Raw genomic sequence first — 17,309 nt, 5'->3', positions numbered from 1 at the left:
GTCCCGCGCGATCGATCAAAGTCGTTTTTCATTGGTTTTCCGGAAATCGCGGGGAGCACAGCGTGCTGTGACCCTCGGCTGCTGGTTTTCTGTCAACGCGCAGATGAGGGAGAATGAGCGTACAGCAAAAATCATCAGTGCTGTCGCTTTCGCCAAAGCCCGCCGCAGCTAAACGGGGCCCCACGCCCGGTAGCGCCCCCTGCCGGTCACCTCACGGATGCCGAGTTCGGCACCAGCCCGAGCGCAGCGCGCTGGCTAATTTTCAGCTCGGCCGCGACCAGACCTGCCGACACCAGCGGCCGCGCCAGCACCAGCTCGATCAGCGCCGGCAGGCTCGAGTTTTTGCGCCGGTTCCTGAGCCGGCGCTCCATCTGGCTTTTGGCCAGCGCCTGGATGATTGCAAGGCTGAAACAGTCGATGGAACGCCCCTCCAGCGAAGCCGAACCGGACGAGGCGCGCGCGCCAGGTCCTTCGGCTGCCATCGGCACGCTGGGTTTAAGTGCTTGGGGTGACACGGCGTGATCTCCGCCGTTGGCGGGAACAGGGCAGTGCAATAGTACTGCCCTGTTCCTTTTGATCAGAGGCCAGTGCGGATTTCTTCGGCAAGCGCCCTCAACGTCGTCTCGACGTCATCGCCGTTTACCATCTTCTGCATCGCCACGGCCCATGCGTTCATGGCTTCGCCGAAGCCGACACGCGGTGTGAAAGCCAGCGCGGCGTGGTCCTGTATCTTTTTGAAGCTGTCAACGAAGTTGTTGAACTCGGGCTGCGAAGCGTACTTAGTCCAGGTGTCGTCCTGCCAGGTCGACGTGCGCGGCGGATTGACGAGCTGGCAGGCAAGGGCACCCTTGAGCGCCACCTGCTTGGAGGTGGCCCACGGGATGAACAGCCAGGCCGTGCCCTTCTTTTCGGAAGCCGCGTTCATGGCGAGAGCCCAGATCCAGATGTCAGAATCCAAGCTCGTGGCGCTCGGTGCGTGCAGCGGCGGAGCGAAGGCGATCTTGCCGGATGCCGGCTTCCCCGCAACATCGTTCCAGAAGCCGAACATATTTGAGTCGATCGTCATCGCGGTGCGGCCGGACGAGATGCCGTCCACGACCTGGTACCAGTTATCATTGGCGAAGGAAGGAGCCGCGCACTTCTTGATCATGTCCACGTAATGTAGTCGTATCCAGCATCGGTAAGCTTCGGATCGCTCAGGTATTTGTCCAGCGGCTCCAGGGCGCCACTCGGAGCGAGGTCCTACGCGGGCTGAATGCCAGTGCCGAACACATCCCATGCTGGCGACTTCGTCGTCAGTTGGATCGTCATCTTGTTCCAGTAAGAATCGTCTGGGTAGAGTTCCGGCGTGACCTTGATGCCGGGTCAGCTTCTCGAACTCCGGAAGTTGCGCAGCGAGAGCATCCGCATAGGGGTGGATGTCGTAGGCCCAAGTTATGCTGGTCCCTTCGAATTGACGCCAGTTCACGGTGTCGGCAGCGGCCGAATTAGTGAGCGATGCCGAGACGGCAAAAAACGCCAAGTCAAAAGCAAGCTGTTTGCGTAGCGACGCGCACCTGTAACGAGTACGGGGAATGAGCGACCCATGTAATCCTCCCTGGGGCATTTTGCCAATTTTTGGGTCCACTCCTCGGCGATTATATATTTGACAAACCCGGCGAACGGTTCATTAACCCAGCGCCGGCGACACTTGAAACACGTTGTGATTCGCTTAGTTGTCAAATCTGGGCCACACTGTTCATGTTATGTTCCCTGTGACTCAGAAAGCACTCCCACGGAGAATGTGACGAAACCGTGTCGAGACCATATGCGAATCAACGTCGATTCGATCTTGTGAAAAAAAGAACTAAAAGCAGCATGGAGGGTTATTGATGAAACTAAAGGTCAAACAGATCGGCGAAGGAAACCATCCTGGCGAGGTGGTTGTATCGCTTGACACAGTAGCGGGAACAGAACGTCTGGTGGTTCACCATCGCTCGCTGAGTGGCGATAGTTTGGATATTGGTTGGCCAGTTGATCGTGAGGACTCAAATCTCTTAGTTGAGTTGCCCCGCGAGACAATCAATGGTTCATGGCGGGTGTGGGTTCCGCAAGGGTTAGTCGTAGACTAAAAAACTAAACGGGGGGACGGGCTATGATACTTACCGACAGAGAAATCCAAATCGCAATCAGTACAGAAGCGATAAGAATAGAGCCCGTCCCTGACCTATCATATTACAGTTCCACCAGCCTCGATCTAACTCTCGGTGATTTGCTCACCGTTTTTAAAGACCCAAAGATTGGCTTGGGTATTTGCATCGATCCTTCGGAGAAGGGATACAATCACGAAGAGGTGATGGTTGAGACAACCAGTCCCATCAAGATTGATCCCGATGCCGGTTACGAATTTAAGCCCGGCCAGATGGTCCTAGCTTGGACTCGTGAAGTGGTTGAGCTGAAAATTCATTCTCGGATTGCCGCGAGAGTGGAAGGAAAGAGTTCGCTGGCCAGATTGGGCATTGGCATCCACCTGACGGCCCCTACCATTCATGCTGGTTTTACCGGTCAGATCAGACTTGAGATGGTAAACCACAACAAGCTGCCGGTGCGGTTACGGATAGGGATGAAGATCTGCCAATTGATTTTTGAGCAGACGCTTGGCACTCCCACAAAGGGATATGAAGGACGGTTTGCTGGCCAAAAGGCGGACGCGAAAAAAGGCTAAGCTAACCGGTCAACACCCAGCCCGTATGACTAGGCCTTCTTAGGCTGCGGCGGTGCCTTGTCGTCCTTAGGGTGCGCGGCCTTCACCACCTTCTTCAACACGCGGTCAAAGGCTTCCTCTGACTGGTCGGTTTCCAGTTCACGCGCTGCTTGCTTGAACTTTTCGATCTGTGCTGCTTCTTTGTCTGGCATGAGTCGAATCTTTCTGTTCGCCGATGAAGCTGGCTGTTTCAATTTCTCCAAGGCGCAAAATGTCAGCCGCTATTACATCGTCTGCACGGCCATTCTACCCGATTGCAGCATAGGCATCAAACTTCAGGAGTTGAGACGTGACCTAGCTTGGCAAGGTGCGCCGCTAGGCGACTACTTCCACGCCACGACCGATCGGCAAGAGGTGCGCAACGCTGTCTTTGATGTCCTGGCGAATGAGAAGTTCACCATCCAAGCGACCATGATGGAAAAGTCCAAAGCCATTCCAAAGGTGCGAGTCACAGAGGATCGATTTTACAAGATCGGTTGGCATTTCCATTTTCAGAATTCGTCCGATGCTTATCTTAAGGCGGCCAACGAAATCATGATCACCGTCGCGTCTATCGGAACCAAGAAAAAGCGGATCGCATTCGAGGACTCTGTAAGGGACGTAGTGAAGCAGAAGATTCGCAGTGATAGCTGGCGGGTTGCGTTCTGGCCTGCCAACACAGATCCATGTTTGCAGATAGCCGACTATTGCACTTGGGCCATCCAACGAAAATGGGAATCGGGCGGCAAGGATACCCGCTCCTATGAACTCATCCGTGACAAAATCACGTACGAATTCGACCTGTGGAAGCACGGCGACAAGCACTACTACTGACAAGAAAAAAGCGGCCGCACTCCCAACTACCTTTTTTAGAGGAGCGCCCCGGGGCGCTTATCATTGGGTGCCAACCGCATCAGCAATATGATTTAGTTCGTCAACCAAATCAAGCGGGTGTCACTTGATTGTTCATTCCGGTTCCGAAATGAGCCTTTAGCAGCGCCGTTTCCGCTTTTCGTACTTCCATAGCGGCAGCTTCAACTGGACCGGCTTGCGGCAGTGCTCATGCCTCGCTTTGACGAGGCCCCCCATAAGTCAGGCGCTTGCCCTTGGTGCCCTTCAAGACGATGAGCGAGCGAACGTTGTCCTCGATGCCCATGGCCGAACGGTTCGAGTAGCGGAAATCAAACTCAGCCAAATAGCGGTGCAGATGGTGTTCGGCGCAATGCTGGTAAACGCCCTTCATGCCGCGCTTGAAAATCGAATAATAGCCTTCCACGGTGTTGGTGTGGACGATGCCGCGAACGTATTCCTCGCGGCCATGATTGATTTTGCCATGGGCTGCGAACTCGGGACCAATGTTGTCGTACACGCGCGCATCGTCCGACATGAAGACGCTTTCCTTGTGGATGTTGGCGTTGACGATCGGCAGGACGCGGGCAACCGAAGCGCTGTCGATATGGAATGAGCGGGCAATGCCGCCACGCTCCACAAGGGTAAGCACGGTGTTCTTGTGAGCCGCGCCGGTCCTCTGCTTCGGAACGCCAGCAAGGCGGCCGATGTAGGTTTCGTCAACCTCAACGAATTTGCCGTTGCCGCCCATAGGCGTGAAGTCATCCGAGCGCATGGCCTCGCGAATGCGGTGCGACAGGAACCAAGCCGTCTTGTAGGTGCATTCCAGAACGCGGTGGAGCTGGTGCGAGGAAATGCCCTTCTTTGACGAGCACATAAGGTGGATGGCCTGCAACCACTTGTGCAGGGGCAAATGGCTTTCCTCGAAGATCGTGCCCATGCGAACCGTGAACTGGGCACGGCAGGCCGAGCACTTGTAGAGGCCATGGCGCTCGACGCCGTGCGGGTTCTTCTTCGAAGGCTTGGAGCGAACGCCAGCCAGCTTGTAGTGCTTATCCATTGATCCACAGTGATGGCAGACCGGACCCTGCGGCCAAAGCATCGCCTCTACATGCTCGAATGCGGCGGCTTCGTCGTGGAAGTAGGGGCGGGACAAAACGGACATGGCTTTAACTCCTTGGAATCGTTATCGCTCATCCCGTTGGGTTTGTCAAATATATAATCGCCCACTCCTCCATCCCGAGTTCGCCCATAGCCACAATAAGCGGTTTCCAACGACCTCGCTCTGAATGCACCAGGCCAACTGGGTAAAAACGGGTAACCGGCACTTAAAGGCGTTGTAGTATCGCCACCAGAAATACTGCTCCGTGGTGCTGGCCTTTGCCTGGGGGCGCAACACGGCAACTACCTGCTCAAAACGGTTGGTCCTCTACCTCTTATTCACCGTCGCTTTCCTCGCGGCCTAACCCGGCCGGAATATCCGTTGCCAGAAAAAGGCCTCGCGGCCGGTTCGAGGCGCATCCCTCCTCCGAAGCAGCACGCTCAAGTATCGTCACAAGCCCCGAGCGCTTCGCGTTCGGCGATGTCCAAATTCCGACAATGTCGGATACAGTCAGATCTACTGGATTGCGTTTGAATGGTTTTCTCATTTGGCACAGTACATGCGGGTCATCCGCAAAACACGTGACCGACCAACAAGAATTCGCATGATCACCTTACCACAACATACAGCCGCCGCGGAACAATCACTTGGCCCCTGATCGCCCGCCCCGGCACCACAACCGGAGTCATCGATGTTATGACAGGCTGCCCAAGGATACCTGCTGCAACAGGGCTTGCCCTGGTGACGACCACTCCGGCTCCGCCGGTTACCGACGAGGGCAAAGTGACGGATTTCCTGCTTTTCAACGGCATGGAGGTGGCTGTCATTCCCGACCACCGCGCCGGTCGTCACCCATATGGTCTGGTGCAGGATCGGCAGCGCGGATGAGCCGCCGGGGATATCTGCATGTCTTCGAGCATCTGATGCTCAAGGCGCCTCATGACGAGCACGGCTCCGTCGCCTGGAGAGATTGAACCCAAAGGGAGATTCAGATGTCTGAAGCGAATCAGGAAAAGTTGGACGCATTCTTGGGGAAAATGGTCGGCGATCTCGGTGCGATCGCAACGGGCGCGGGAGTCCTGCTGGGGGACAGACTCGGCCTGTTCAAGGCATTGCGCGAAGGCGGCAAGATGACGGCCGCCGAACTTTCGACACGCACCGGCACCCAGGAACGCCTCGTAAGGGAATGGCTTTCCGGGCAGGCGGCGGCGGGCTACGTCGACTACGACGAAGCGAGCGACAAATTCTATCTCAACGCCGAGCAAGAGCTGGTGTTCGCCGATGAAGACAGCCCGGCCTTCATGGCAGGCGCATTCGAGTTCCTGTCCGCGCTGTGGCTCGATGAAGAAAAGGTGAGGCAGGCATTCCAGTCCGGCAATGGCGTCGGGTGGCACGATCATAGCGCGTGTCTGTTTCGCGGTACGGAACGGTTCTTCCGTCCAGGCTACAATGCCAATCTGATCGACTCCTGGCTGCCGGCCTTGGAGGGCGTCGTCGAGAAGCTCGAACGCGGCGTGGACGTCGCGGATGTTGGATGCGGTCATGGTGCATCGACCGTGCTCATGGCACAGGCCTTCCCCAATTCGCGCTTCGTCGGCTTCGACTATCATGCCCCTTCGATTGAGCGCGCCCGCAAGGCGGCCGAGGTAGCCGGCGTCGGCGTCAACACGCGGTTCGACGTCGCGGCCGCCAAGAGCTATCCCGGAACCTACGACCTCGTCACATTCTTCGATTGCCTTCACGACATGGGCGACCCGACGGGCGCCGCCACCCATGTCCACGGATCGCTCAAGCCGGATGGCACGTGGATGATCGTCGAGCCGTTCGCGCATGATCATCTGGCGGCGAACCTCAATCCCGTCGGACGCGTTTACTATGCCGCTTCCACGTTCGTGTGCACGCCCGCGTCCGTGTCGCAGGAAGTCGGGCTCGCGCTTGGAGCCCAGGCCGGTGAGGCGAGGCTGCGCAAGGTTGTGACCGGCGGCGGCTTCAAGCGATTGCGTCGCGCCGCGGAGACACCGTTCAACATGGTGCTGGAGGCCCGCCCTTAGCGTGGCCGTCGCCAGAAATTGCAGCTCATCGCATTTGATGAAGATCACCGCCAAAAATCCGGACGCATCGGGCTTTTCAAGGCGTCTGGGTTCACGCAGAGGTCGCTGCCGAGCCGCCTTCTCTAAACCACTGAAGTCGATGTCCGGCGGCAGATTCTTTCCCTCTCTGCGGCCACAAGGCGAGCAGCCTCGCTGTAGGCGTCTTCCCGCCCAGTGCTTTCTCGACCCGCCGCGGTGGGCTGATCGTCTCGGATCGTCATCAAAGCGGTGGACGCCGGTGCGAAGTCTGGGCATGGAGATCGGCACCTCCGAGGTCGAGCGGATCTGCTAAAAGCGCCAGGAGCGGCACGCGACCAGTGGCCTATTTACGACACGATGGGCTTCCACTTCGCAATACGCTCGGTGAGTGTCATCTGGATAGCCTCGTCGTGTTTGCAGCTTCACGACGCCTTACGACGCAACGCCGTTTGGTATCCAAGCCATTGGTGGATTTCAGCGGCTATACGCTCGGCATGCGCGGTGACTTCGGGAATTCCCATCAATTCGCCAACGCTGCCGCGCGCCAGCGGCCCGCTGACGAAAATGCTGTCGGTCGGTCGGCCGGAAGTGCTGAGCGCACGGCCTTGGCTGTCGGTCGCCAGGCCAAGGCCAATCGGGTCTAGCCGGACCAGTCCCATTCGCCCGAGATCGGCAATTGCTGTGTTGGTCCGGAAAATATCGGCATGCGCCGGCCCGGTCGTGACGACCACCCTGTCGAACGTCTCGGTTGTCTGAGTGGGTTGGCGCCTTGGCCGCATCGCGACGCGAATGCGCCCGTCGACCTGCTCGGCGCCGACGATCGATGCGGCGCGATAGGCGAGCATGCCTTCGGCAACGCGGCGATCGAGCACGTCCGCGACCTGTGGCGCGATGCGGAAGCGATGCACATCCCACAGCGTGCGCAAATGGCGCACGAGGCGGCGTTGCTCGTCGAGCGGCAGGGCCTGCCAGATGATTTGTCCCTGACGTCGGACGGCATCGAGCACCGGGTGCCAGTCTTCGCCCCGACGCTTGGCATCTAGGATCGTGGCCCGGATGCGTCTGAGCATCACTGTTGCGCTGCGTGAAGGCAGACTGATGAAATCACCAATCGGGTCGACCGGGAGCACCGCGTGGCTGCGCGAACGATAACCATGACGTGACAGCGCGACGATGCGGCTACGATGCCCATTGCGGTCCAGCGTGGCAATGATGTCCGCCGACGTCAGTCCAGTGCCGACTACGAGCACATGGTCGTCGCGGCCGATCGCTTGCAGCCCTCCGAGATCATAGGGATTGGCCAACAGCCGGGCTGCAGCAGCCACGGACCGCAGGGCCGATGGCAAGGCGGGTGGCGGATGCGTCGCCGCAATCACTAGGGCGTCGGCTGCGAGCGTCCTTCCATCAGCGAGAATCAGGATGTAGCCCTGGCCACTGAGCTCGACTGACGCGACGGCGGACCTGACATGACGGATCACTTTGCCGAAGAGAAAGGGTTGGAGATAAGATTCCACGTAGCGCCCGAAAACGCGTCGCTGTGGGTAGAGTGCTCCATTTGCGGCAATAGCCTCGGCATCGTCGAGAATCGCGCCGGTCTGCTCCAGCCAATCGGCAAAGTGGCTGTCCTGGCCGGAGATCAGCGTCATTCTCGACGCCGGCACGTTGATGCGGTGTGAAGGATCGGCCGTCGAGTAGGCCAGGCCATAGCCGAGCCCGTCTCTGGGCTCGACGACCACGATATCGGCAGCACCGGCGGGCAGCAGCCGCGCAAGATGAAACGCGGTCGCCGCACCGGAAAAGCCGCCACCGATGATGGCTACGACCGGTCCCCTGCCCAAGTCTCTGGCGCTCAAGACTGACTCGCGCGCGGTGCCGAAGGCCGATGGTCGCCGGCCACCGTTTCGCCGAACGGTCCCATGTTGACGGTCGTCGGGCGGGTCGAGATTTCATGATCGAGCGGCAACAACGGCAACACCAGTTCGCCGAACCGATAGGCCTCCTCCAGATGCGGATAGCCGGACAGGATAAAGCTATCGATGCCAATGCGCCGGTATTCGTCGATCCGTTCCGCAACTGTCGCCGCATCGCCGACCAGGGCGGTGCCGGCGCCGCCGCGCACCAGGCCAACGCCAGCCCACAGGTTCGGACTGATTTCGAGCTTGTCGCGGCGGCCGCCATGAAGCCGGCTCATGCGCGACTGGCCGACGGAATCCATGCGCGCGAAAACCTTCTGCGCCTCGGTTATCGTGTTGTCGTCCAGGCGGCTGATCAGGCGGTCGGCATCGGCCCAGGCCTCATCATTGGTCTCGCGGACGATGACATGCAGCCTGATGCCGAAAGTCACCTGGCGCCCGGCTTTCTCGGCAAGACCGCGCACATGGGCAATCTTTGCCGCGACGTCCGCCGGCGGTTCGCCCCAGGTCAGATATTTGTCGATCTGTTCGGCGGCGACCGCGTTACCGGCATCGGACGAGCCGCCGAAATAGAGCGGCGGATGTGGCGTCTGCACGGGCGGAAACAGTAGGCGACCGTCCTCGATACGGAAGTGCTTGCCTGCGAACGCTACGGTCTCGCCGCGAAGCACCGCCTTGTAGATGTCGAGGAATTCCCGCGTCACCTCATAGCGCTCGTCATGGCTGAGGAAGATGCCGTCGCCTTTGTTCTCGACCGGATCCCCGCCGGTGACGACGTTGATGAGCAGGCGTCCGCCGGAAATGCGGTCGAGCGTCGAGGTCATGCGCGCGGCTAGCGTCGGCGATTGCAGGCCCGGCCGGACGGCGACAAGGAAGCGAAGCCGCTGCGTCAGCGGTGCCAGCGCCGACGCCACGACCCAGCTATCTTCGCAACTGCGTCCTGTCGGCAGCAGCGCGCCATAGTAGCCGATGGCATCGGCGGCTTTCGCGACTTGGGTGAGATAGGGCAAGTCGACCGCCCTTCCCCCCTCTGAGGTGCCGAGATAGCGGCTGTCGCCATGAGTCGGCAGAAACCACAGGACCTTGATCCTGTCGGGAGTGGCAATGCTCATGAATGGTCCTCTGTGATTTGGAGGCGCTCACTAGCTCCAGGCATGGAGTGGCGGATTTACGTCGTTGAGGTAGTAGTTGCCGAGGATCGCGTATTTCCAGCGCACCGGATCGTGCAGCGTGTGGGTGCGGGCGTTGCGCCAGTGCCGGTCGAGATTGTGCTCGGCCAGCGTCGAGCGTGTGCCGGCGAGCTCGAACAGCTTGTTCGTGGCAATGATGGCGATCTCTGTGGTGAGAATCTTGGATTCGGCAACCGCGATCTGCGCTTCCGCGACGGTCTTCTCGTTCGGGTCGGCCACGGCGCGATCGACCGCAAGCCCGGCCCTTTCCAGAACCGCCTCTGCCGCGTTGGTCCGCAGGCGAAGGTCGCCAATCGCCTGGATCGTATAAGGATCCTGCCAGGCATGATCGACGCCGCTGTCGATCCAGGCGCGCGACTTGGTGCGCACGAAGCCGACAGTCTCGTCGATCGCCGCCTTGGCGATGCCGAGATCGACCGCGGCCTGGATGATCTGGAAGATGGCGCCGTCGGCCGTCGGCCTGTCGTAGCCCTTATAGCCGGGGACGAGATGCGTTTTGGGCACCTTGACATTGTCGAGCAGGACCGTGCCGGACAAAGTCGTCTTCTGTCCGAAGCTCGACCAGTCGTCGATGACCGTCAGCCCGGGCGCGCCGCGATCGGCGATGGCATACCAGGCACGCCCCTCGTCATCGAGGGCCACGATCGGCACCAGATGGGCAAGCAGAGCACCGCTCGAATAGAATTTTTGGCCGTTGACCACGACATGGTCGCCGGCGTCGACGAACTTTGTCTCGAAGTCGGCCGCGCGCTTGGAGCCGAACTCGGAGAACGCGTTGCCGAAGCGCGTGCCGGACAGCACCTCAGCGAAAAGCAGCTTCTTCTGCGCCTCGTCGGAGACGGTGCGGATAGCGGCGACGACGCCAAGATGGTTCTGCGGAATCTGGCCGAGCGACGGATCGGCCGCCGAGATGATGGTGATCACCTTCGACAGGGTCACATAGGAGAGCTCCGGCCCGCCATAGGCTTTCGGCACGTTGATCGACCACAGGCCGCTCTGCGAAAACGCATCGAGCTCTTCCTTCGGCCAGATGCGTTCACGATCCCGCTTGGAGGCATCCCTGGCGAATTCGGCGGCGAGTTTTTCGGCGACAGCGATTGCCTCGGCATCGGCCTTGATCACATGCGCCTTGGCAGAGGGTCGTTCGACCGGCGGGACGGCACTGCGGCTATCCGACGCCTGCCTGGATTGGATGGTCATGCTGCTGTCTCCTTGGGAAAATGTTGCGGTGGAAGCGGCGCGCCGCCGAGGTAGTAGGTTTTGATATCGGTGCGCTGGCGCAAGTCGGCAGCCGATCCTTCCAGCACGCTGACGCCGTTCTCGAGCACGGTGGCGCGGTCGGCGTATTTCAGCGCGACCGCCGAATTCTGTTCGGCAACGAGGATCGAAAGGCCTTCGTCGCGGTTGAGCCATTTCAGGGCGCTGAAGATCTCGTCGACGATCAGCGGTGCCAGCCCCATCGACGGCTCGTCCAGAACAAAGAGTTTCGGCCGCGACATCAGACCCCGGCCGATAGCCGTCATCTGCTGCTCGCCCCCGGAAGTGAGGCCGGACCGGGTTCGCCGCTTCTCGGCGAGCCTTGGGAAAAGTGAATAGACACGATCGAGGTCGGCCTTGACGCCAGTGCGAGAGGACGAGCGTCCGAGCGCGCCGGTGAAGAGGTTCTCTTCGACCGTCAGCGAGCGGAAGCAATGCCGGCCCTCGAGGACTTGGACAAGGCCGCTGCGGACTAGGTGCGAGGGGCTTGCCCTTGAAACATCCTCGCCACCGAAGGTGATCCGACCGGCGGTAATGGCGCCGCGCTCAGCCTGAAGGAGATTGGATACGGCGCGCAGCAGTGTCGTCTTGCCGGCACCGTTGGAGCCGAGCAGCGCGACGATCTCGCCCCTGCCAACCAACAAGTCGACGCCGTGTAGTGCGGCGATGGCGCCGTTGTAGACAGCTTCCACGCTGCTAACTGACAGTATCGGGTATTCCGGGATGGACATCGATGACTCCGCTCGGGAAGGTGGATGGCGCGGCCGGCCAGATTTGTCGGCCGCGCCATACCAAATTCAGTTGCTGACCACCGCGTCGGCGTCCTCGGCTGTGCGGATCTTGATGCCCTTTTCCTTGGCATAGGCCTCGGACGACTTCTCGATGATCGGACGCAGCAGCTTCCAGTCGGGAGCGATCCAGTCGGAGACGACATTCCACTTCTTGCCGTCCCATTGCTGGAAGGTCACGTAGCCGTCACCCTCGTGATTGTCCCAGGAGACGTTGATCGAGTGGAACAGGTCCTTGGCGCCGAGTGCCTCGACGCGCGCCGGATCGAGCTTGAGATGCTCGAAGCCCCAACGCACTTCGTCGCCGGTCAGCGTGCGGTTGCCGAACTTCGCCTGTGCGATGCGGACCGCCTCGACATTAAGGATGCCATTGACGATGCCGAGATTATGGTAGACCGAGCCGATGCGGCTCTTGTCCTCGAGATTGCCCTTGCCGGCGCCGTAGACGGTTTTGACGATCTCCTGGACCACCGGATACTGCTCGCCCGAGGCCTGGGTGGTGATGGCGGTGTAGCCCTTAGCGGCATCGCCGGCGGGGATGACGTCTTCCTCGGAGTTGGACCAGACGTTTCCGACGATATGGTCGGCCGGGAAGCCGGTCTTCTGGGCGGTTTTCAGGGCAACGGGGTTCATCACCCCCCAGCCGCGCAGCACCACGTAATCCGGATGCTCGCGCCGGATCGTCAGCCATTGCGCCTGCTGCTCGTTGCCGGGATGCGGCACCTCGATCTGCGACAGCTCGAAGCCGTATTTCTGCGAAAGCAATTCATAGATCGGGATCGTCTCCTTGCCGTAGGGCGAGCCGTGATAGAGCACCACGATCTTCTTGCCTTTGAGCTTGTCGAGGCCGCCTTCCTTGGAGGCGATGTAGTTCACGATGCCGGAGGTCTCGCTGTAGGGATTGAGCAGCAGCGGGAAGACGTAAGGGAACACGCGCCCATCTGTCGTGTCGGTGCGGCCGTGGTTGATGGTTATCAGTGGAACCTTGTCATCGGTGATGCGGTCGATCATGGCGTATGCGATGCCTACGGAAAGCGGGTTCCAGGCGGCGATGCCGGGATTGCTCTTCAATCGTTCGTAGACCTCGACGCCCTTCTCGACCTCATACTGCGTCTCGCCTTCGCTCCAGGTCAGCTTGACGCCGTTGACGCCTCCGTCTCGGATGTTGATCAGGTTGAGATAGTCGATGAAGCCGCCGAAGAAGCCCGTGCCGCCGGCGGCATAGGGGCCGACGCGGTAGCTCTGCAGAGGAAAATACTGTTCGTCGGCGTGAACCGCCGTCGCGCCGAAGACGAAGGCCGTGGCGATCGCCGCCTTTCGTAGGTGACTGAAGAAGGTCATGGGTTGCATCTCCTGAGGTTGTGGTCCGTGAGAGGATGTCGAGCGGCGCTCAGCTGGACCTCGAGCCGATCCGTCGTTTCAGGCGGTCGAAGAGGGCCGACAGCCCGTTCGGTTCCGCGATGAGGAAGATGATGATGAGCGCGCCAAGCACGATGCGCTGGCTCATGTCGAGCACACCTGAATCGAACAGGCCGCCGAACACGAAGGCGCCGAGCCGGGACAGAAAGAGCGGGAAGACGACGATGAACGCCGCGCCCAGAAAGGCGCCGCGTATCGAAGCCAGCCCGCCGATGATGATGATGAACAGGATCTGGAACGAGCGGTCGAGGTTGAACCCGGCCGGCTCGACGGTGCGCAGATAGGTGAAGGCCCACAGCACGCCGGCAACGCCGATGATGAAGGACGACAGCGCGAAGGCGAGCAGCTTGGTCTTGAGCACCGGAACGCCGATGACCCGTGCCGCGGTCTCGTTGTCGCGCACGGCGATGAAGTTGCGGCCGGTGGCGCTGTTGACCAGCCTCGACACGAGCACTGTGATCAGGATCACCGTCGTCACCGAAAGCAAATAGCGGCCGGTCGCGCTGTCGAGCGAAAGACCGGCGACGGCCAGGTGCGGCGCCGAGACCACCCCGGACGGGTTGTCGTTGGAGAACCAGCCGAACTTGGTTAGCGCCCATTGCACGAAGAACTGGGCGGCGAGCGTCGAGACGGCGAGGTAGAAGCCGCGCAGCCTGAGACTGGGCAGGCCGAACACGACGCCGAAGCCGGCGGCGGAAATTCCGGCCAGGATCATGGTCACCGCCAGCGGCAGGCCTTCGACCCTAAGGTTGAAATTGTAGGCGCCGAACGCGCCCACCGCCATGAAGGCGGAAGAGCCAAGCGAGAGCTGGCCGCAATAGCCGGTCAGCAAATTGAGGCCGACCGCCGCCAGGCTGAGCGCCAGGAATGGCAGCAGGATCGCCTCGACCAGATAGCCCGAAGCATAGGCAGGGACCACGCCGTAGGCGACGACGAACAGGGCGGTCGGCAATGCCAGCTTCTGAACGAGTTTCGCCCAGTCGACTGGAAGCCTTGCGGTGTCGAGAGCTTGCACGGCCATGGTTCAGACCCTTTTGACGGTTTTCTGGCCAAACAGGCCGGAGGGGCGCACCAAAAGCACCACCAGCGCCAGCGCATAGGCGAACCAGCCCTCGATGCCGCCGCCGACGAACGGGCCGAGATAGACCTCGGCCAGCTTCTCGCTGGCGCCGATGATGAGGCCGCCAACGATGGCGCCGAGGATGGAATCGAAGCCGCCAAGCACCAGCACCGGCAGCGCCTTCAGCACGATCAGCGACAGCGAGAACTGGACGCCGAGACGCGCGCCCCACAACAGCCCGGCGACCAGCGCGACGAAGCCGGCCGCCGTCCACACGGTGCCCCAGATGCGAGGCAGCCGCAGCCCGACGGCGAGGGCCGCGAACTGATCGTCGGCGACGGCGCGAAACGCAAGGCCGATCCGCGTCCAATAGAAGAAGGCGCTGAGGCCTGCGACCATGGCGGCGGCGATCGCCGCCGCCAGCAGGTCGAAGGACGAGATCAGTACGCCGCCGACCTCGAAGGGGGTGTCGTCGATGCCGAGGTCGAGCCCGTGCACCTGCGTGCCCCAGATAAGCTGGGCGGCACCTTCGATGATGTAGGAGAGGCCCAGCGTCGCCATGAACAGCGTCATCGGCGAGCGGTTGACCAGCGGCCTGAGCACGGTCCGCTCGACGGTGAAGCCGAGCGCGACCATGACCGCGAAGGTGATGAGCAGCGAAAGCGCGAAAGGGACGCCGCGTTCGACGAGGCTTACAAAGGTGAGTGCCGCGAACAGCACCATCGACCCTTGGGCGAAGTTCAGCACACCCGATGTCTTGTAGATCAGCACGAAGCCGATCGCGACGAGCGAATACATCACGCCGGAGAGCAGGCCGCCCACCAGCACTTCGATAGCGAAGAGGAAATCATAGTAGTTCATCAGATGCCCTCGCCATTCTCGCCCTCGACAGTGCCGACGTAAGCCCGGATCACCGCCGGATCGGCCCTGACCTCGGCTGGCGTGCCGTCGGCGATCTTGCGGCCGTAGTCGAGCACCGCGACCCGGTCGGAGAGCCCCATGACCACGCCGATATCGTGCTCGATCAGGATGATGGTGACGCCGTGCCGGTCGCGCGCCGCACGCACGAAGCCAGCCATCTCGGCCTTTTCAGTCGCTGTCATGCCGGCCATCGGCTCGTCGAGCAGCAGTATCTTCGGCTCGGCGACCAGCGCGCGGGCGAGTTCGACCCGCTTCTGCAGGCCATAGGGCAGCGTCGCGACCAGCCGATTGGCGACGGCCTCAAGATGCAGGAAGACGATCGTCTGATCGACCTTTTCGGCGATCACCCCATCCTCGCGCCGGGCGCGTGGCAGGCCTGCAATGTGTTCGACAAAACTCGCGCGCCTGGTGTGGACGCGGCCGGACGCGATGTTGTCACGCACCGAAAGCCCGCCGAACAGCGCCAGGTTTTGGAAGGTTCGTGCAACGCCCAGTCGCGCCAGACGGCTCGCCGGCACCCGGGCAAATGGCTGTCCGTCGATCGTGATCGTGCCGTGGTCGGCGTGGTAGAGGCCGCTGATGATGTTGATCAGCGAGGATTTGCCGGCGCCGTTGGGGCCGATCACCGCGCGGATCTCGCCGCTCTTGACCTCAAGGTCGACATCGCTCAATGCCGTGACGCCGCCAAAGGAAATACCGATCCCATTCAGCGTCAGGATCGCATCAGCCTTTGCCGACAGGCGCGCCCGGCGCGTGTCCTCCACGGGGCCAACACCAGCAAGAATGCGGGAAATTTCGGGCGCGCGCTCGTATGCGGCGGCTCCCAGCGAAGCACCAATCATGAAACGTCCCTGTTTTTGAAGGAGAGCTGGCGGCGGCCCGAAGGCCGCGCCTGACCTATTCCGCGGCGACAAGCTCCCTGTCGCGAGCTGCTTCCAGTTCGCGCACCAATGGGATGACGCGCTTGCCGAAGAACTCGACCTCTTCCTGGAAATGCAGGAAGCCGAGCAGGATCAGGTCGGCGCCGGCATCCTTGAGCTTCAGGATGCGTTCGGCGATCTGTTCAGGCGTGCCGATGAGATTGCTGCGGAAGCCGTCATTGTATTGCACGAGATCCTCGAAGGAGGATTTCGCCCAATTGCCTTCGCCTTCCGGCGAGGCCTTGCCGGCATTCTTGACCTGATCGGCAAAGCCCTGCACCGCCTCCGGATTCGCCTTGGCGATGATCTCGTCGAGCACGGCGCGCGCTTCCTGCTCGCTCTCGCGGGCGATGGCGAAAGCGTTGACGCCGATCCTAACCTTGTGGCCGTTGGCTTTCGCCTTGGTGCGGATGTCGTCGACCTGCTTCAGGATCTCCTCCGGGGTATTGCCGTTGGTGAAATACCAATCGGAGACACGAGACGCCATGTCGCGAGCGGCTCGCGACGAGCCGCCTTGGAATATCTCGGGCAAGGGCTCGATCGGCTTCGGCTTCATGGAATAGTTGGTGAAGCGGTAGAAATCGCCCTTCAGCGTGAAACTGTCTTCCGTCCAGATGCCGCGCAACGCTCGGATAAATTCCTCCGACCGGCGATAGCGCTCGTCATGATCGAGCCAGAGTTCGCCAATCGCGGCGAACTCGCCTCGGAACCAGCCGCTGACGACATTGACGGAGACGCGGCCATTGGTCAGGTGGTTGATGGTAGCGATCTGCTTGGCCGCCAGCGCAGGGTTCCACGGGCCGGGCAGGATCGCTGCGATAACCTTCAGCGTTGTGGTCGCGGCAAGCAAGGCATGGCTGAACGAGACTGATTCGTGCTGGTTGTCGGCCCCATAGCCGGCCGTGAAACGGATCTGGCTCAGCGCATAGTCGAACCCGTTGGCCTCGGCAATCTGGGCGAGCTTGCGGTTGTAGTCGATATCCCAACCTGTCCGCTGCTCAATGTTGGAGATCACCAGGCCGCCGGAAACATTCGGGACCCAGTAGGCGAATTTGATGGCGTCGGAATGCGAACTCATGTCGTCGTTTCCCCTGTTGAT

At 60.9% G+C, this 17,309-nt stretch carries 16 protein-coding genes and 2 pseudogenes; 5 read left to right on the top strand and 13 right to left on the bottom strand.

Translation table 11 applies throughout. The annotated features are described in order from the left end of the window. Nucleotides 1-168 precede the first annotated feature (168 nt). Both EOC94_RS25895 and EOC94_RS25890 read right to left on the bottom strand, forming a co-directional pair. Nucleotides 169-389: pseudogene (locus tag EOC94_RS25895) on the bottom strand (helix-turn-helix domain-containing protein); the annotation flags it as partial. 188 nt (nt 390-577) lie between these two features. Beyond that, nucleotides 578-1,522, bottom strand: a complete 945-nt coding sequence (locus EOC94_RS25890; RefSeq protein WP_245465651.1) for an extracellular solute-binding protein — start codon at nt 1,520-1,522, stop codon at nt 578-580. A gap of 349 nt (nt 1,523-1,871) precedes the next feature. Here EOC94_RS25890 and EOC94_RS25885 point away from each other — a divergent pair, with 349 nt between their 5' ends. Both EOC94_RS25885 and dcd read left to right on the top strand, forming a co-directional pair. After that, complete coding sequence (locus EOC94_RS25885) at nt 1,872-2,111, top strand: hypothetical protein (RefSeq protein ID WP_127294309.1); 240 nt, start codon at nt 1,872-1,874, stop codon at nt 2,109-2,111. Between the two features lie 23 nt (nt 2,112-2,134). Beyond that, entirely contained in the window at nt 2,135-2,704 is a 570-nt protein-coding gene (gene dcd / locus EOC94_RS25880) for a dCTP deaminase (RefSeq protein ID WP_095488098.1), read from the top strand. A 29-nt stretch (nt 2,705-2,733) separates the two neighbouring features. Here dcd and EOC94_RS34190 read toward each other — a convergent pair whose 3' ends face one another. After that, nucleotides 2,734-2,895 carry a hypothetical protein gene (locus EOC94_RS34190; RefSeq protein ID WP_164897471.1) on the bottom strand — a complete coding sequence of 54 codons (162 nt, stop codon included), beginning with the start codon at nt 2,893-2,895 and terminating at the stop codon, nt 2,734-2,736. Here EOC94_RS34190 and EOC94_RS25875 point away from each other — a divergent pair. Next, a complete protein-coding gene (locus EOC94_RS25875; RefSeq protein ID WP_095488096.1) occupies nt 2,894-3,556 on the top strand; it encodes a DUF3800 domain-containing protein in 663 nt (220 codons plus the stop codon). The two genes, EOC94_RS34190 and EOC94_RS25875, sit on opposite strands and share 2 nt — an antisense overlap. A 226-nt stretch (nt 3,557-3,782) precedes the next feature. Here EOC94_RS25875 and EOC94_RS25870 read toward each other — a convergent pair whose 3' ends face one another. Further along, nucleotides 3,783-4,736, bottom strand: coding sequence for an IS1595 family transposase (locus EOC94_RS25870; RefSeq protein ID WP_127294307.1), 954 nt, complete (start codon nt 4,734-4,736; stop codon nt 3,783-3,785). A gap of 633 nt (nt 4,737-5,369) precedes the next feature. On the opposite strand from EOC94_RS25870, the pseudogene EOC94_RS25865 reads away from it, so the two are divergent. Continuing rightward, a pseudogene (locus EOC94_RS25865) lies at nt 5,370-5,608 on the top strand (insulinase family protein); the annotation flags it as partial. A gap of 57 nt (nt 5,609-5,665) precedes the next feature. Continuing rightward, nucleotides 5,666-6,724: a class I SAM-dependent methyltransferase gene (locus tag EOC94_RS25860; protein ID WP_095487025.1), complete on the top strand. Its 1,059-nt coding sequence runs from the start codon at nt 5,666-5,668 to the stop codon at nt 6,722-6,724. Nucleotides 6,725-7,164: 440 nt separating this feature from the next. Here the strand turns inward: EOC94_RS25860 and EOC94_RS25855 are convergent, their stop codons facing one another. The 9 genes from EOC94_RS25855 to sfnG all read right to left on the bottom strand — a co-directional run bounded on the left by EOC94_RS25855 (nt 7,165) and on the right by sfnG (nt 17,288). Then, the gene (locus EOC94_RS25855) at nt 7,165-8,595 is read right to left on the bottom strand and encodes an FAD/NAD(P)-binding protein (RefSeq protein WP_127294305.1); all 1,431 of its coding nucleotides are present in this window, start codon (nt 8,593-8,595) and stop codon (nt 7,165-7,167) included. After that, nucleotides 8,592-9,767 carry an FMNH2-dependent alkanesulfonate monooxygenase gene (gene ssuD / locus EOC94_RS25850; protein WP_127294303.1) on the bottom strand — a complete coding sequence of 392 codons (1,176 nt, stop codon included), beginning with the start codon at nt 9,765-9,767 and terminating at the stop codon, nt 8,592-8,594. Before ssuD ends, EOC94_RS25855 begins: the two co-directional genes overlap by 4 nt. A 30-nt stretch (nt 9,768-9,797) precedes the next feature. Beyond that, a complete protein-coding gene (locus tag EOC94_RS25845; protein WP_095487019.1) occupies nt 9,798-11,045 on the bottom strand; it encodes an SfnB family sulfur acquisition oxidoreductase in 1,248 nt (415 codons plus the stop codon). Further along, on the bottom strand, nt 11,042-11,833 hold the full coding sequence (locus EOC94_RS25840; protein ID WP_127294301.1) for an ABC transporter ATP-binding protein: 792 nt from the start codon (nt 11,831-11,833) through the stop codon (nt 11,042-11,044). Before EOC94_RS25840 ends, EOC94_RS25845 begins: the two co-directional genes overlap by 4 nt. Nucleotides 11,834-11,899: 66 nt before the next feature. Then, entirely contained in the window at nt 11,900-13,231 is a 1,332-nt protein-coding gene (locus tag EOC94_RS25835; protein ID WP_126104949.1) for an ABC transporter substrate-binding protein, read from the bottom strand. Nucleotides 13,232-13,280: 49 nt separating this feature from the next. Continuing rightward, nucleotides 13,281-14,330: a branched-chain amino acid ABC transporter permease gene (locus tag EOC94_RS25830; RefSeq protein ID WP_095487013.1), complete on the bottom strand. Its 1,050-nt coding sequence runs from the start codon at nt 14,328-14,330 to the stop codon at nt 13,281-13,283. Between the two features lie 3 nt (nt 14,331-14,333). Continuing rightward, entirely contained in the window at nt 14,334-15,230 is an 897-nt protein-coding gene (locus tag EOC94_RS25825; RefSeq protein ID WP_127294299.1) for a branched-chain amino acid ABC transporter permease, read from the bottom strand. After that, nucleotides 15,230-16,132, bottom strand: coding sequence for an ABC transporter ATP-binding protein (locus EOC94_RS25820; RefSeq protein WP_127294297.1), 903 nt, complete (start codon nt 16,130-16,132; stop codon nt 15,230-15,232). The genes EOC94_RS25825 and EOC94_RS25820 overlap by 1 nt, the downstream gene beginning before the upstream one ends. Before the next feature lie 55 nt (nt 16,133-16,187). After that, a complete protein-coding gene (sfnG, locus tag EOC94_RS25815) occupies nt 16,188-17,288 on the bottom strand; it encodes a dimethylsulfone monooxygenase SfnG (RefSeq protein WP_127294295.1) in 1,101 nt (366 codons plus the stop codon). Nucleotides 17,289-17,309 lie beyond the last annotated feature (21 nt).

Source organism: Mesorhizobium sp. M6A.T.Ce.TU.016.01.1.1 (assembly GCF_003997065.1).
Lineage (GTDB): Bacteria > Pseudomonadota > Alphaproteobacteria > Rhizobiales > Rhizobiaceae > Mesorhizobium > Mesorhizobium mediterraneum.
Note: the sequence above shows the minus strand (reverse complement) of the source record. Positions and strands in the feature narration are given on the sequence as shown.

Excerpts from the sequence above, each read along its gene's own strand:
- EOC94_RS25885 (WP_127294309.1), top strand. The coding sequence starts at position 1,872 with ATGAAACTAAAGGTCAAACAGATCGGCGAAGGAAACCATCCTGGCGAG.
- dcd (WP_095488098.1), top strand. The coding sequence starts at position 2,135 with ATGATACTTACCGACAGAGAAATCCAAATCGCAATCAGTACAGAAGCG.
- EOC94_RS25875 (WP_095488096.1), top strand. The coding sequence starts at position 2,894 with ATGAGTCGAATCTTTCTGTTCGCCGATGAAGCTGGCTGTTTCAATTTC.
- EOC94_RS34190 (WP_164897471.1), bottom strand. The coding sequence starts at position 2,895 with ATGCCAGACAAAGAAGCAGCACAGATCGAAAAGTTCAAGCAAGCAGCG.
- EOC94_RS25870 (WP_127294307.1), bottom strand. The coding sequence starts at position 4,736 with ATGTCCGTTTTGTCCCGCCCCTACTTCCACGACGAAGCCGCCGCATTC.
- EOC94_RS25860 (WP_095487025.1), top strand. The coding sequence starts at position 5,666 with ATGTCTGAAGCGAATCAGGAAAAGTTGGACGCATTCTTGGGGAAAATG.
- ssuD (WP_127294303.1), bottom strand. The coding sequence starts at position 9,767 with ATGAGCATTGCCACTCCCGACAGGATCAAGGTCCTGTGGTTTCTGCCG.
- EOC94_RS25845 (WP_095487019.1), bottom strand. The coding sequence starts at position 11,045 with ATGACCATCCAATCCAGGCAGGCGTCGGATAGCCGCAGTGCCGTCCCG.
- EOC94_RS25840 (WP_127294301.1), bottom strand. The coding sequence starts at position 11,833 with ATGTCCATCCCGGAATACCCGATACTGTCAGTTAGCAGCGTGGAAGCT.
- EOC94_RS25835 (WP_126104949.1), bottom strand. The coding sequence starts at position 13,231 with ATGACCTTCTTCAGTCACCTACGAAAGGCGGCGATCGCCACGGCCTTC.
- EOC94_RS25830 (WP_095487013.1), bottom strand. The coding sequence starts at position 14,330 with ATGGCCGTGCAAGCTCTCGACACCGCAAGGCTTCCAGTCGACTGGGCG.
- EOC94_RS25825 (WP_127294299.1), bottom strand. The coding sequence starts at position 15,230 with ATGAACTACTATGATTTCCTCTTCGCTATCGAAGTGCTGGTGGGCGGC.
- EOC94_RS25820 (WP_127294297.1), bottom strand. The coding sequence starts at position 16,132 with ATGATTGGTGCTTCGCTGGGAGCCGCCGCATACGAGCGCGCGCCCGAA.
- sfnG (WP_127294295.1), bottom strand. The coding sequence starts at position 17,288 with ATGAGTTCGCATTCCGACGCCATCAAATTCGCCTACTGGGTCCCGAAT.